This is a genomic window from Oleiphilus messinensis (genome assembly GCF_002162375.1).
Classification (GTDB): Bacteria; Pseudomonadota; Gammaproteobacteria; order Pseudomonadales; family Oleiphilaceae; genus Oleiphilus; species Oleiphilus messinensis.
In genome coordinates, this window is sequence record NZ_CP021425.1 from 5,035,659 (window position 1) to 5,049,513 (window position 13,855).

A 13,855-nucleotide genomic window follows, 5' to 3' on the forward strand; every position below is an offset into this window, starting at 1 on the left:
AATTCGCTGATCACCGAGCGCCGCCAGGCAATACAACAGGATGCCCCCCCATGCTGTGCCCCACAAAGTTCAACTGTTTCTGACCGGTTTCTGCAAGAATAAAATCGATCACGGCTGGCAAATCCTGATACACGTAGTCATTAAAGCCCCAATTCCATTTGCGGCGACCGGTCCAGGAAGGCTTTTCACTTTTCCCATGCGCGCGCAAATCCACCGTGTACACATCGTACCCTTGTGCAGCCAGATAGCGCGCCAGCGATATATCAGCGTCGAGGTCAAAGGTAAGCCGGTTTGCCCCCATGCCATGGCAAAGCAAAACGGGCAAGCCCTTAGTGGGTTGTGACGAATACCCCGAGACGGCCAATTGCCAGCCATCATGAGCTGGCACAAACGACATCGTACAATTTCCCTCTGCAATCCCCCACTGTTGCAAGCGTTTCTGCTCGGCCTTTCTGATGTGTCGTTGATCCCAGGACATGGGCATTACGTCTACTCCTATTTTCGTTGAATACTGCCAATTCAGGTGCGTATTTACCCATACAAATGCACGATTATCCAATAGCAATTGCCCGCAACCTCAAAATACTTACAATAGCGCCTAAAATGAGAGTCCCTCCGGTAAACAAGGCCCCATGAGCGCATCCGATCCAGTTAAGACGATATCCGATCCAGTTAAGGCGATATCCAAGCCAGAACAGACTGAGAACCCGCCTCTAAACTCGGCCCGCCATCCGAACGCGGTTGCGAAATTGAGACTTCAGGAACTCGCCTGCTCGCAACGAAAATTTTCCGCCAGAGGCAGTCGATTGCGGCGCTGCCCGGATTGTTTGCTGGCGCGACACCTCTGTATCTGCGGAGCACGCCCCATGCTGCAAACGCAATGTGCATTCTGTTTTATCATGTACAAAGGCGAAGTGTACAAGCCTAGCAATACCGGCCGGTTAATTGCCGATGTTGTTGCAGATAATTACGCATTCCTTTGGGAACGCACTCAAACAGATAAGGCATTACTGGCACTGCTGGAAGATGAGCGTTATACGCCCATTTTAATTTTTCCGCACCAGTACGCAGAAGCCGGACGCTGCATTCATAACCCGATGGAACATGTTGCCGTTGTATCCGGCAGGATTCCCTTGTTTATCGTTCTGGATGGGACCTGGCGTGAAGCCAAGAAAATGTTCAAAAGCCCCTACCTCGCCAACTTGCCCGTACTCGGCATCCAACCCGATGAGGGCTCTACGTACGTTTTACGGGAAGCGGCTCACACACATCAATTATGCACAGCCGAAGTGGGTGTTGAAGTTTTGAGATTGGCAAATGAAAGAGTTGCAGCCGAGGCGTTACAGGACTATTTTAATTTGTTCCAGGAACGATACGCGAGTATAAGGGCCCATGTACGCGGGCGAAACCTGTAAGCCGTCATTCGCAGAAATCAACTATCCCATTCAGGAGCACACCATGATAACAACAGGCGAGAAACTACCCGAAATCACATTTCAACTACTCACCACTGAAGGCATGCAAAATCCCACGACCACAGAGCTGTTTGCCGATAAAAAAGTCGTGTTGTTTGCCGTTCCCGGCGCGTTCACACCAACCTGCTCTGAAGCGCATTTGCCGGGCTACGTTGTAAACGCGGACAAACTGAAAGCCAAAGGTGTGGACAGTATTATCTGCATTTCCGTAAATGATGCCTTTGTCATGAACGCTTGGGGCAAGTCGCAAAATGCTGAAGAAATTATCATGCTGGCAGACGGAAATGGCGAATTTACCAAAGCACTTGGACTGGAAATGGATACAGGCTCATTTGGCGGCCTGCGCTCTCAACGCTATGCCATGATTGTCGATAAGGGTGTGGTGACGACGCTGAATGTCGAGCAACCCAAAGAATTCGAAGCAAGCAAAGCGGAAACATTACTGGCACTGCTCTGAGCGGCAAACCTGAAGAAGTTTGATCGTCAATACAAAAAACTTTCATCAGGCGCCACTAATATTAAATCATGAGTGGCGCTACAATCAGCAGTTATTAACAATGGAATTTACCTGCGAGTATAGATAGATGGCGTTTTGTAATGACAGAGTTTCCAGCCTGCACCTATCACCGGATGCAATTGCACATCTTTCTGATGAAGAGAAGCTGAGCACTGAACGGGGTATTCGCTATCGGGATGCGGTCCACTTCGCACTGCCCCATGGCGAGGCCTGGTTATTTGATTATGGAATAATTGTGTTCTGGGGTGTAGCCGAAGACGAGCGGCAGGCACTGCTTAATCGCTTACAAATTGAAAGCCATCAAATTAACGGTGAACACCAGGAACATTTTCGCTTCGCAACAGAGACAGACCGCGTTCGGATTTACCGGGATACGATTATTCTGGTTGACGATGACCCTCTGGTTCGTCTGGCGCTTAGCCACGCCCTGGCTCAATCTTTAAAACTCACGGAATACGAGGCTCACGCCCAGCAAACAATTCACGACCACGCCCATTTGCCGGAAGCATTGGCTAAAACGGGCAAAATTAATCTGGGGCGGAAACAGATCGCGCAAATTAGAGGAAGGCTGTTCAGTACCAAGAGTGACATTATCCTGCACTACGGTCTTCTGGATACGCCGGAATTTTTCTGGGAATATCCAGAGTACGAAGAACTCTACAGCATAGCCGCTCGCTATCTCGAGATTCATCAGCGAGTCGAGCTGTTGTCCAAAAAACTGGAAACCATCCACGAACTGTTTGAGATGCTCGCTGATGAACAAAAGCACCAACACTCAGCTTTTCTGGAATGGATCATCATCATATTGATTGCCATCGAAATTGTGATGTTTGGTGCACAGGAAATTCAGTCGCTCTATAGCAGCCATGCAGCTCAGGCCCAGACAACAACATCGCAAACCACTACCGGGCTCTAAACAGCACAAATTCAACCTGCGAGGTTAACTCAAGCTGTGACACACGGAGGTTAATCCAAATATTAGGAGTCACTTACGACGCGATTTTTCAATAAAACGGCGCAGGTTAGCATTGGCAGTTTGTTTGACTTTGTTGCGAATTAACCCGCTCCATCCGAGCAAAATCCCCGGCATGCCCAATGCCTGTCGACTCCAGCGCCAAAAACTGAAACGGTCGCGATGGCGATAAATCAGGCCATCTTTGAACTCGAATTCAGCGTCAATTACGTTGTGAACCCGACGACCGGTGACTGAAAAATCATAGGATGGCTCCCAATGGGCAGAGCCGGTGATTTCATCGCACTTGACGTTTGAATAGTGCAACTCGAAGCCGGTCGCTTGAGCACAGAGCATGCGCCACATGTCAGCGATATCAGTCCCCGTCAATTTGAATACTTCATCCTCAAAATGTGCTTCGGGGTGATAGCAAGAAGCCATTGTTTCGGCATCCAGTTTTTTAAAGGCTTCGTATAACCTCGAAACCAAAGCCGTATTTACATCAGAAGCCGTTGCCATTCATCACCTCGCTAAAGTTTAAATCACATGTGCTTGTAGTTTAGTCATCATTAGCGTATCGGAATAGTGGCGAATCAGACTACAATAGTAGACATATCCGACATTCAATTAAAAATAACAGACCGATGCTGAACATTGCTATTTTACACTGCACGCGAACTCCGAAATCGACGCTCTACGGGCCACAGGAAATCCTCGAACTTGCGAGCCTGCAATCCGGTAAAGCAACTCAAATTCAACTCGTTTCGGTAGACGAATTACATAACCTCCCGGTTACTGAGTTCAATCTGGTGATTGTCAGTGCTTTGGGTATGATCCGTAGTCGTTCATTCATCACTGAATTGGCAACGGCGGTACACTGGCTCAAAGATCGCTATGCGCAGGGGGCTGCTATCGCTTCCATTTGCACGGGAGCCTTTCTTCTGGCGGAAACCACATTGCTCGACCAGCGCAAAGCAAGCACACACTGGCTAATGGCGCCTCATTTTCGGCAATGGTACCCCCACGTAAAGCTGGAAATTGAGCATATGGTGACCCGCGACGGACAACTTTGGTGTTCAGGTGGCGCTTTCGCCTATCAGGATTTGTGTCTTGCACTGGTTCAGGAATATTTTGGCCATGCTACCGCAGAGCAATGTGCCAGATTACTGATGCTTGAACCGGTGCGGTCAAACCAGCAGCACTTCGTCGACCTGCAACTCTACAAGCTCCACACTGATGAAAAAATTCTGGCCGTGCAGCATGATCTCGAGCAACACTGGAAAACCATGCCTTCTATACCGGATCTTGCGAAAAGGCACGCTCTCAGCGAGCGACAACTTCTAAGGCGTTTTAAAGCCGCGACCGGAATAACGCCAAACGTGTATCAACAAAGGCTACGAATTGAGCAAGCCAAGAAAATATTTAACGATAAACCATCGTGCACGGTACAGGAAGTCGCACACCAGATTGGCTACGAAGATGTGGCTTACTTTCGCAAGCTTTTTAAACAGCAGATGAATATTACCCCGCAGGCGTATCGATCGCAGAATAGCAAAACCCTCAGCGTCATTCGAGGTTCGTAAACAGATCCAGTTGCCGGGCGGCAGCTTCAGATTCAACCGGTATCAACCGAACACCGAGCCCGATAAGACGGACCGCTTTGGTCTGGCGTTCCACCGCAGACCGTGCCAGTCGTTTAAATGCCTCAAGGTTTTGCCAGGGTTCAGGTTTACTTTGGCTATCGATTGACGACAGACTTTCTTCCATCGTTGTGCGGGTAAAGTCGGAAAATTTCACCTTCACAAAGCGCTTGCTTACCGAGTATCTGCTTTGCAATCCGCCATAACGGTTCGTCAGTTCAACGAATACGTCTTCCACTCGGGTTTGCAGCACATTCAGATCACTGATGTCCTGATTGAACGTACGCTCTACAGATAACGATTTTCGTAAGCGACTTATTGATACGGGGCGATTATCAACGCCCCGGGCATAATCAAACAACGAGACACCGTGACTGCCAAACAGCTCGACCAGTTCAGGCAAAGTGTACCGCTGCAGATCCTGGCAGGTATAAATGCCATTTCGATTCATCTTTGCAGCCGTTACTTTTCCAACACCGTTAATTTTATGCACAGGTAACTGCGCCACAAACTCAGCTACCTTGTCTGGTGGAATCGCCATTAATCCATTTGGCTTGTTCCAGTCACTGGCGACTTTGGCCAGAAACTTATTAGGTGCCACCCCCGCAGAAACTGTAATTTTCAGCTCATTGTGCACCGCGCTCCGAATACTCTCCGCAATCAACGTCGCACTCCCCTGGCACAAGGTCACACCGGACACATCGAGATAGGCTTCATCCAGAGACAAGGGCTGAATCTGATCGGTATACCGCCGGAATATTTCATGCATTTCGGCGGAAACCGACTTATACAATGGAAAATTTGGACGCAAGAAAATCAGATCAGGACAAAGGCTAAGCGCCCGTGCCGAAGACATCGCCGAGTGCACACCAAACTTTCGAGCAACATAGTTACAGGTCGCTACAACGCCCCTTTTATCCGGGCTACCACCGATTGCAACAGGTTGATCCGCCAGTTGCGGCTGATTCCGGATCTCCACCGAAGCATAAAACGAATCCGCATCAATATGAATTATCTTTCGCAAGGAAAACCAAAGGCCTCCACTTTAATTCTTGAAAATCAACAACGATGCCTCAACAAGTGGCGAAAAATCAAACACATCATTCGGTGACACGATTCTGAGATCAGAGTTCCCTTAGACAGAATTTGACAGGTGTATTTTGCCGTTACCTCTTAATATTATCTATAACGATTGAGATCGAAAAACATCAATGCTCCATATATAGCAGGAAACATCAATTGTAGGGGGCCAGTGACCGCATCATAAATAAAAGCAAATGGCAGAAGATATTTCAAATTTGGTTTGGAAAGATCAGGCGTTCGCTCACGATGAACCTCTCCCTGTTTGGTGTAGAAAACTATTTCTGCATAACTTGTCGTTTTTGGACCATGCTCATCGTTTTTTGGCCCCTTATTTAAATGAGATGTTCCAACCAAAATACCACAATCTTCTGCATGCTGCTTGAAGTATTCAAAGCCATCCGGCCAAATTTTTTCCAAAAATTGCTCATCCCCATCAGCAACATTCAACTTGGAGAACTGTCTGACATATAGATAAATTTCTTTGCAACCATCTAAAGCAGGAGTGATATAGAATTGACCTTTCTTGGGTTCCTCACTTCTATCGCGAGCGTACCATTCAAACTGCGGATGCGGCATTCGTAAGTCAATAGCTGTTAAAATAAGAATACCTGTATAACCTTCAATTTCACGCTCAAGTTTATGTGTCGCGCACCCTTGGAAGAAAAAGCAACTGAGGGCGAGCGTCAAATAAGTTGATTTTTTATGCATTCAAAACTCCTTTTCGGTTCATAACGATTTGTAATAATTCTAAATCATCAAGTGAAACACCAGAAAGTTGGTCTTGTTCCATGCAACTGATTGAGGTACGTGCACGTGTAGCCATCTTGGACTCGATTATCAACAACGATGCCTGAATTCTGAAGGGGAGTTTCCCGTAAGCTGCCTGAACCAGCGCGTGAAAGACTGGCCTTCGTCGAATCCGGACAACTCTCCGACTTGCTGAATCGACAAGTCGGACTCCACCAACAATTTACGGGCCCGTTGCAGCCTCAGCTCATCCAGAATCTCACGGTAGGATGTGCCATCATCCTGCAACTTTCGATGCAGCGTCCGCCCACTCATCCCAAACTCGGCGGCCAATGCTTCGCGGGATGCCGCACCCGCTTGCAGTTGTTGGTGCAAGCGGGAACGTACCAGATCAACAAAACGACTGGCTTTTGTGCGCTCTTCCATGAGTTTTCTAGCGTGATTTTCCAGCATTTCATGGAGTTGCGGATCGGCACCCGGGAGTGGTAAATCAAACACATCATTGGGTAATACGATCCGGTTTTCAGATTCGCCAAAATAAACGGGGCAACCAAAAACGTCAATATAGCGTTGCAGTAACTCGGCTTGCTCAGGCGCTGCATGCTGTAGATGCACCGAGCGAACGACCGAAACACCTGGCCGGGCGGCAGATGTGATACAGCCAACAAAGGTAGACAATATAAAATCGGAGGCGTGGCTTAACACATCAGGATTGGTAAATTGACAATGCCAGCTCACCACAATTTCGCCGGGAACATGGTGAATCCGGGTTTTGCCCGTGTCCCCGACCAACGGTTCAACCTGAACAAGGGTATTCAACATAACCCCCAGGGTACTGGACGTTTGTGCAAGGAAGCCCACCAGACCAAAGAAGGTGGCAACTCGCCAGCGTGATGCATACAGCCCGGGTAAAGGATCGGGAACCATTTTCAGCATCGCCGCCAGATACCGCTCCAGAATGGGTCCCGAAACATATGCAGGCTGGCCCTCAAGTGCACCGAGTTCAATACCTGCACGGGACAATACGGTATCCACCGGCATTCCTTGCTCTCGAGCAAAACAGACTAACTGTTGTACAAATTCTTTCGCCACTTTGTAAGGTGCTGTTTTTATTGTCATGACTTATACCACTCTCGATTTTTCCGAGTTCCAAAATCAGAGCCTGACAGTTTAACGATCATCCTGACAGCCGCATGCCGGACTCCAACCTGTAAACGCCACCTGTCCGAATTTGATAACTTGATTGACTCTTTTAATTCTGTTTCCAGCCAGCGTATCGATGCACTATAGCCGTGAACTGGCTGGCCTTGCCCGGACAGGGTTCACACATTTTCCTCATCACAGGGCACGCCCTGAATTTTGATAACAATAATTTAGATCGGGAATCAAAAATGAAAACAATAATCAAGCTACTACTCTCTACGACACTCATCTTCATCTTTTCGAACCCGGCGCTCGCCTGGTTTAAAAAAGACACATCCTATGCAAAAACCAAGTATCCGATTGTTCTGGCCCATGGTATGTCTGGCTTTGATCAAATCGGGCCATTGGACTACTGGTATGGTATACCGACTGATTTGTCCGCACGGGGGGCCGATGTGCACTTGACTCAGGTAGCGGCATTCCAGTCTTCAGAAGAACGGGGCGAGCAACTTCTGGCACAGGTGGAAGAAATACTTGCCATTACAGGAGCAGATAAAATCAACTTAATCGGCCACAGTCATGGTAGCCACTCCGCCCGGTATGTCGCTGCAGCCTTACCGGACCGAATCGCATCGGTAACCTCGGTGGGCGGTCCAAATAAAGGCTCCCCCGTAGCGGATGTGGTCAAACTTGCTTCTGAAGTGGTCGGGCCGGACCTGTCTGTTGCGATTGCGTCCATCGTCAATGGCTTCGGTGCATTGGTAGGCTTGGGTGCCGGTGAACTATTGGAACAGGATTCCCTTGCCGGTTTGCATTCACTGACGACTGCAGGCGCAGCAGACTTCAATGCCCGTTTTCCGGCCGGTATTCCCACCACAGCCTGTGGTGAAGGGGACTATGTGGTAAACAATATTCGCTACTACTCCTGGAGCGGGACCCGCCCGGCAACCAATATTCTTGATCCCATCGACCTCCCCTTACTCGCTTCAAGCGCGGCATTTATCGGCACCGCTGACCCGGAAAACGACGGTCTGGTCGGACGCTGCAGTAGCCACCTTGGGCAGGTCATCCGGGACACCTATCGAATGAACCACCTGGATGAAGTGAACCAGGTTCTGGGTCTGACCTATTGGCTGGAAACGGATCCTGTCGTAGTCTTTCGCAATCACGCAAACCGCCTGAAAAACGCAGGTTTGTAAGAGCATGGGTCCAATAAAACGGTGGCAGCGTTGGCTGCCACTGATCCTCGCCCCATTGATTATTGCCCTGATTATCAGCCTTGACGGATCAGAAAAGACATCGCAGAAACCGATGAAAGCGCAACAACTCGATATCACGGCACACTCTCAGTTACTGCCCCCGGCTCCGCGACCCGGTCACGCCGGACTGCCACGCGCCAATCAGCAACATCGCGAATCGGAAACAGTACAACAGTTGCCAGCGTTGCCCAAGTCTTTGCAAGGCACTTCCGTGCCGGACGGCTTAGCGGTTGATAGAAATGGACAACTTATCCTAAACCGGGGGCTTCGGGATGTTTTTGACTATTACCTCAGCACCTTGGGAGAAGAAAATCCGGAGCTTATCCAACGGCGTATCCTGGCAATGCTCAACCAAGCACTCCCCGAGCCTGCATTAAGCCAGTCTATTGCGGCACTGGACCGCTACATCAGTTACCTCAAAAGTCTGGAAACCTTACAGCAGTATGGCGGAGTGACACCTGACCAGATTGATCCAGAGCGGTTGCAGGAACAGCAGCAAGAACTCAAGGCCCTTCGTGAACAGTATCTCGGTGATACCTTGGCTCAGGCATTTTTTCAGGATGACGAGAGCTGGGCTGACTATACCATCGCACGAATTCGCATTCTGCAAAACACAACATTAAACCAGATTGATAAGGCCCGGGAACTTGATGTGTTGCGCACCGGTCAGCCCGAATTTGTCCAGTCTCAGCTGAACGCAGTCAGTGTTTACCAGGATCTCAAACAACTCACGTCCGAGCTGGAGGAGCAAGGTGCAAACCAGGCTGAAGTGAGGCTATTACGAGAGCAAATGGTTGGTGTAGAGGCTGCCGACCGCCTTGAAGCATTAGATCAGAAACGTGCGCAATTCCAGCAGCGCATCAACAATTGGCTCACACAACGGGAATCCCTGTTAAACCAGTCACAGCTCGACCATGACGCCCGGCAACGTGCTGTAAAAGAGGCCCGCGCCTCACAGTTCGAAGCTCAGGAAATGAACCGGGTTATCGCATTCGAACATAGGCATGATCAACACAATCGTACAAATTAGAACCGTCCAAAAACACTCGAACACACAAGCCGGAACAAGCTATTCCGGCCCTGCCTTGGACATTTTTTGATCGCTGAACTATTGTCAAATATGACGATAGAAATTTATGACTCCCCCTTCAGCCTGATGAGCTTAATGGCACTATGCAGAGTATTCCGGTCAACCGGCTACAAGCCATCTTCAGTGTTTTTCCAGACATATTGTTTTTGCTCGATGAAGAGGGTTGCTACCTTGAAGTGGTAACCGGGAACGAGGAGTTGCTCTACCACACCAAAGCAACGGTTTTAAACAAAACAATGCATGATGTAATGCCAAAGGAAAAGGCTGATACATTCTATGCCGCAGTGCAGGAGGCACTGCACAGTCAACGGCTGATCACGATCGAATACGAACTGGAGGTACTGGCCGGTAAGCGCTATTTCGAGGGCAGGATTACTCCGGTAAACTTTTCCGTAAACAATAAACGCACGGTTGTTTTTTTAGCCATGGATATTACGGAAAAGAAGCAGGTCATGCGCCATGACCGTTTGATATCCAACGTCATAGAAGCCGCACGGGAAGGCGTTGCAATCATGGATGACCAGCGTAAAATCATTACCACCAATCGCGCTTATCGGCAAATGACGGGCTGTTCGGAAGCAGAATTGCTAAATAAAGCACCGATCTATATTTGTACCGACGAAAAAGAAAGTGACACGCTTTGGGGTACGGTCACAGAGCAAGGTCGCTGGATGGGTGAAATTGTTGGATACCGTATTGATGGAACACAATACCCGTTGTGGTTGACCCTGGAAACAATCAGTGACCCGGTTGAAAAAAGCGTGCACTATGCGGCACTGCTGACAGATGTTTCCGAAATCAAACGGTCTCGTGAACAACTCGAGCATATCGCCACACATGACGTACTCACCGGACTACCAAATCGCGTGCTGTTTACTGATCGGCTCAAACAGGCCATGGTGCGTGCACATCGAAATAAAACGCTGGTCGCGCTCTTTTTCCTGGATCTTGATCGGTTCAAAGTCGTAAACGACAATCTTGGCCATCAAATGGGCGATGAATTATTGTTGCAAGTATCCCAGCGGTTAACCTGCGTTCAAAGACAGGAAGACACACTTGCACGCTTTGGTGGCGATGAGTTTCTGGTCATTTCAGAAGGTCTAAAACGACCCGAAGATGCCACGTTGATCGCCCGAAATATCATTGCCGTTTTTCAAGCCCCTTTTGTCCTTGCGGAATATACGCTGGACATTTCCACCAGTATTGGTATCAGCATTTTCCCGGATGATACCGAGAATGCAGAGATGCTGCTGAAAAATGCGGATGCGGCCATGTACCAGGCTAAAAATCAGGAGGGTAACTCCTATCAATACTGCACTCAGGATTTGACGGCAAATGCCTTCAAATTCTTCTCGATGGAAATCAGCCTGAAACAAGCCCTAAAATCGAGCCAGTTTCATCTCGTATATCAACCGCAATTTGATATCAGTTCAGGCAGAATGATTGGTGTCGAGGCCCTGATCCGGTGGCAACACCCTGAGCAGGGTTATATCGGCCCGGATGTTTTTATCCCGGTGGCAGAAAGCTCTGGTCTGATCAAGCCGCTGGGAGACTGGATCATCAGTGCTGCCTGCCAGCAGATCAAGTACTGGGATGAACAAGGTCTTCCCGCATTTCCTATCGCCATTAATGTCTCCAGGCGACAACTTGTAGACCACAGGTTCTGTGAAAACCTGCGCGACACCCTGCATTTTTACGCCCTCCCCGGTTCCCGAATAGAAATCGAAATTACCGAGAGTGCGATTATCGACAATGAGGAAATTGCCTACCAGAATCTCCGAAAGCTCCATGAAATGGGTATTTACTTGTCAATCGACGACTTCGGCACGGGCCACTCATCGCTGATTAATCTCAAACGTTTTCCCCTCGATAAACTTAAAATCGATCGTGATTTTGTCCGTGATTTAATGATCGATCAGAATGATGTCGCCATCATCAAGGCAACCATCGCTCTGGCGCGCAGCTTTAACCTGAAAGTCATTGCGGAGGGGGTTGAAACGCAGGAACAGCGGGACTACCTGCGAGATCAGGGCTGTGATCAGGTACAGGGGTACCTGTATAGCAAACCGGTGATGCCCGATGTGATCGAACAACTATGGAATACACCGCAGCATGGAACAGCACCATCAAGCTGTTCACATTAAAGTTAACGCTGACAGTCGCCCTTTACTAAAACACCAATACCTCAAATGTGCTCTACAAATCGCTGCCTGTACTCGGGCGGGGGAACACGACAAGCGTTTAAACGTCCGAACAGCCGATAACGGTTTCGGGCAATCAGGTTATACCCCCAATCTCGAACACGTCCAGGAATCCAGCGCAAGACCGATAACCCGCTCCAGGGCCGGGGAAGTTGCTGCAAAATACGTAACAGCGCATCACTCCGTTCATAGCAGGACTCTGCTTCAACATACAGCATCGTATCAAATTTATCTGTGGGGTAAGCAAAGTGCCGCAGGATTGCCTGCCCCTCAGGTGATTGAACGCTACAGAGCTTGAATCGGGCGTCTCGATCATATCGTAAAATAAACTGACTCCACCCCGCGCATAAGCGGCACACACCATCAAACAAAATCACTCTATCAGCAGCAGTCAGGTGCGGCGGAAGTGTCTTGAGCTCAGGCATGGTGGCGTCTCCGATATATTGCGATAGAATTTCAGAGCATACCGCTTATCGAGGCCTGGCGCGAATAATTTCCGATGGAAAGCAGCTTTGGCTCAGATATTCATAATCCTGTACAACAAATCCTGATCTCTCCAAATAGCGCTCAAGCTGTACGCCTCGACACCCGCCCATCCATTTCGGATTGATTTGGTAGAGTCGCTCATACCGTCGTTCACAATGTGAACGGCCGACGGCCATATTGGTCAAAATCAAGCGCCCATCAGGTTTTAATACCCGCTTGAATTCAGCGAGTACAGATGCAAATCGAGCCTCAGGCAGGAGATCAAACATATAGTTATTCACCACTAAATCAAATCGGTGTGACTCAAACTCAAGCTGTTCAGCATCGCCCAACGCCAACTGGTAGCTCTTGTCCAAAGACCCGGAATCCAGATGCAGCTTCTGCAGACGACGCTCCGCTTTTTTCAGCATCGCAGGCGTGAGATCCACGCCGATGGTATGACCCTGTGGGTTGAGCTTTGCCAACTCGGCAAATGTCAGGCCGGTGCCAACCGCAACTTCCAGTATTTGTTCCGCCCCGAAAGGGGCCGCTAACTGTAGCGCGCGGTTTCTTGCCTTCGATTCCGTAAAATAAGCCCAAATATCATAGATTTTTGCATTTCCTGTGTAAGTTTTAACAACATCTGATTTACTGAGTCTGGCTTCATTCAACATGCTCTTCCTCTATTTTAATATATTCTAATATCGCCATATGACGATATGTTAATTGTAAAAAAAGGCGTAATCGCCTTTCCCAGGGTGGCCCGCCTTCGGGCTTGGCTTGCTTTACAACATGCTTAACAACATTGCTTGAGAAACTGACTGAGCTCATCCAGTTTATTCGTAATCATTGCTCGATCCGGGGAGTATATTACTTCTTTTCCTCGTTTTTCAGACCGTACTACTCCAGCTCGTTTCAGAATCATCAAATGCTCCGAGCAAGTGGATTGCCCAACCCCCACAGCTTCCGATACTTGATTCACGGTTCGCTCCTGCCCGTCCATAAAGACCATCAAAATTTTCAATCTGGATTCACTGGCCAGGGATTTCAGAAAACTGCAAATTTCAGATGCCATTTCGGACGAGCTCAAAAAGAATACCTCTACTATCTGGTGTTCCAGTATTACCGATGTAATTTGATTGTGTAACGTCGATAACCGAGTATTATATCGGACATTTCCGATATGTTAGCTTGAGCAGGATGACAAGGTCAAGACATTCTTTACAGACAAACTTGTGGAGATAACTGTGGTAGAGTATCAAACATCAACAGACACTGGGGTA

General features: G+C 48.6%; 15 protein-coding genes. 7 read left to right on the plus strand and 8 right to left on the minus strand.

Annotated elements, in window-relative coordinates; genetic code table 11:
• Nucleotides 1–10: 10 nt before the first annotated feature.
• Nucleotides 11–484, minus strand: coding sequence for an alpha/beta hydrolase (locus OLMES_RS21885; RefSeq protein ID WP_087463208.1), 474 nt, complete (start codon nt 482–484; stop codon nt 11–13).
• Nucleotides 485–632: 148 nt separating this feature from the next.
• On the opposite strand from OLMES_RS21885, the gene OLMES_RS21890 reads away from it, so the two are divergent.
• The 3 genes from OLMES_RS21890 to OLMES_RS21900 all read left to right on the plus strand — a co-directional run bounded on the left by OLMES_RS21890 (nt 633) and on the right by OLMES_RS21900 (nt 2,908).
• On the plus strand, nt 633–1,415 hold the full coding sequence (locus OLMES_RS21890) for a tRNA-uridine aminocarboxypropyltransferase (protein ID WP_087463209.1): 783 nt from the start codon (nt 633–635) through the stop codon (nt 1,413–1,415).
• A gap of 43 nt (nt 1,416–1,458) precedes the next feature.
• Nucleotides 1,459–1,932, plus strand: a complete 474-nt coding sequence (locus OLMES_RS21895) for a peroxiredoxin (RefSeq protein ID WP_087464610.1) — start codon at nt 1,459–1,461, stop codon at nt 1,930–1,932.
• A gap of 127 nt (nt 1,933–2,059) precedes the next feature.
• A complete protein-coding gene (locus OLMES_RS21900) occupies nt 2,060–2,908 on the plus strand; it encodes an RMD1 family protein (RefSeq protein WP_087463210.1) in 849 nt (282 codons plus the stop codon).
• A 69-nt stretch (nt 2,909–2,977) separates the two neighbouring features.
• Here OLMES_RS21900 and OLMES_RS21905 read toward each other — a convergent pair whose 3' ends face one another.
• On the minus strand, nt 2,978–3,463 hold the full coding sequence (locus OLMES_RS21905) for a nuclear transport factor 2 family protein (RefSeq protein ID WP_087463211.1): 486 nt from the start codon (nt 3,461–3,463) through the stop codon (nt 2,978–2,980).
• Nucleotides 3,464–3,588: 125 nt separating this feature from the next.
• On the opposite strand from OLMES_RS21905, the gene OLMES_RS21910 reads away from it, so the two are divergent.
• Nucleotides 3,589–4,527: a GlxA family transcriptional regulator gene (locus OLMES_RS21910; protein WP_087463212.1), complete on the plus strand. Its 939-nt coding sequence runs from the start codon at nt 3,589–3,591 to the stop codon at nt 4,525–4,527.
• Here OLMES_RS21910 and dinB read toward each other — a convergent pair.
• The 3 genes from dinB to OLMES_RS21925 form a co-directional block, all read right to left on the minus strand.
• Nucleotides 4,511–5,608 (minus strand): DNA polymerase IV, encoded by a 1,098-nt coding sequence (gene dinB, locus OLMES_RS21915; protein WP_087463213.1) that lies wholly within the window; start codon nt 5,606–5,608, stop codon nt 4,511–4,513. The genes OLMES_RS21910 and dinB overlap by 17 nt on opposite strands.
• 155 nt (nt 5,609–5,763) lie before the next feature.
• Complete coding sequence (locus OLMES_RS21920; protein ID WP_087463214.1) at nt 5,764–6,375, minus strand: hypothetical protein; 612 nt, start codon at nt 6,373–6,375, stop codon at nt 5,764–5,766.
• A gap of 129 nt (nt 6,376–6,504) precedes the next feature.
• Entirely contained in the window at nt 6,505–7,533 is a 1,029-nt protein-coding gene (locus OLMES_RS21925) for an AraC family transcriptional regulator (RefSeq protein WP_087463215.1), read from the minus strand.
• A 272-nt stretch (nt 7,534–7,805) separates the two neighbouring features.
• Between OLMES_RS21925 and OLMES_RS21930 the strand changes: the two genes are divergently transcribed.
• The 3 genes from OLMES_RS21930 (at nt 7,806) to OLMES_RS21940 (ending at nt 12,050) form a co-directional block, all read left to right on the plus strand.
• Nucleotides 7,806–8,756, plus strand: a complete 951-nt coding sequence (locus tag OLMES_RS21930) for a lipase family alpha/beta hydrolase (RefSeq protein WP_087464611.1) — start codon at nt 7,806–7,808, stop codon at nt 8,754–8,756.
• A gap of 4 nt (nt 8,757–8,760) precedes the next feature.
• On the plus strand, nt 8,761–9,846 hold the full coding sequence (locus OLMES_RS21935; RefSeq protein ID WP_087463216.1) for a lipase secretion chaperone: 1,086 nt from the start codon (nt 8,761–8,763) through the stop codon (nt 9,844–9,846).
• A gap of 143 nt (nt 9,847–9,989) precedes the next feature.
• On the plus strand, nt 9,990–12,050 hold the full coding sequence (locus OLMES_RS21940; protein WP_087463217.1) for a sensor domain-containing protein: 2,061 nt from the start codon (nt 9,990–9,992) through the stop codon (nt 12,048–12,050).
• 41 nt (nt 12,051–12,091) lie between these two features.
• Here OLMES_RS21940 and OLMES_RS21945 read toward each other — a convergent pair whose 3' ends face one another.
• The 3 genes from OLMES_RS21945 to OLMES_RS21955 form a co-directional block, all read right to left on the minus strand.
• The gene (locus OLMES_RS21945) at nt 12,092–12,532 is read right to left on the minus strand and encodes a thiol-disulfide oxidoreductase DCC family protein (RefSeq protein WP_087463218.1); all 441 of its coding nucleotides are present in this window, start codon (nt 12,530–12,532) and stop codon (nt 12,092–12,094) included.
• A 45-nt stretch (nt 12,533–12,577) separates the two neighbouring features.
• Entirely contained in the window at nt 12,578–13,246 is a 669-nt protein-coding gene (locus OLMES_RS21950) for a class I SAM-dependent methyltransferase (RefSeq protein WP_087463219.1), read from the minus strand.
• 122 nt (nt 13,247–13,368) lie between these two features.
• Complete coding sequence (locus OLMES_RS21955; protein ID WP_087463220.1) at nt 13,369–13,647, minus strand: ArsR/SmtB family transcription factor; 279 nt, start codon at nt 13,645–13,647, stop codon at nt 13,369–13,371.
• Nucleotides 13,648–13,855: the final 208 nt, after the last annotated feature.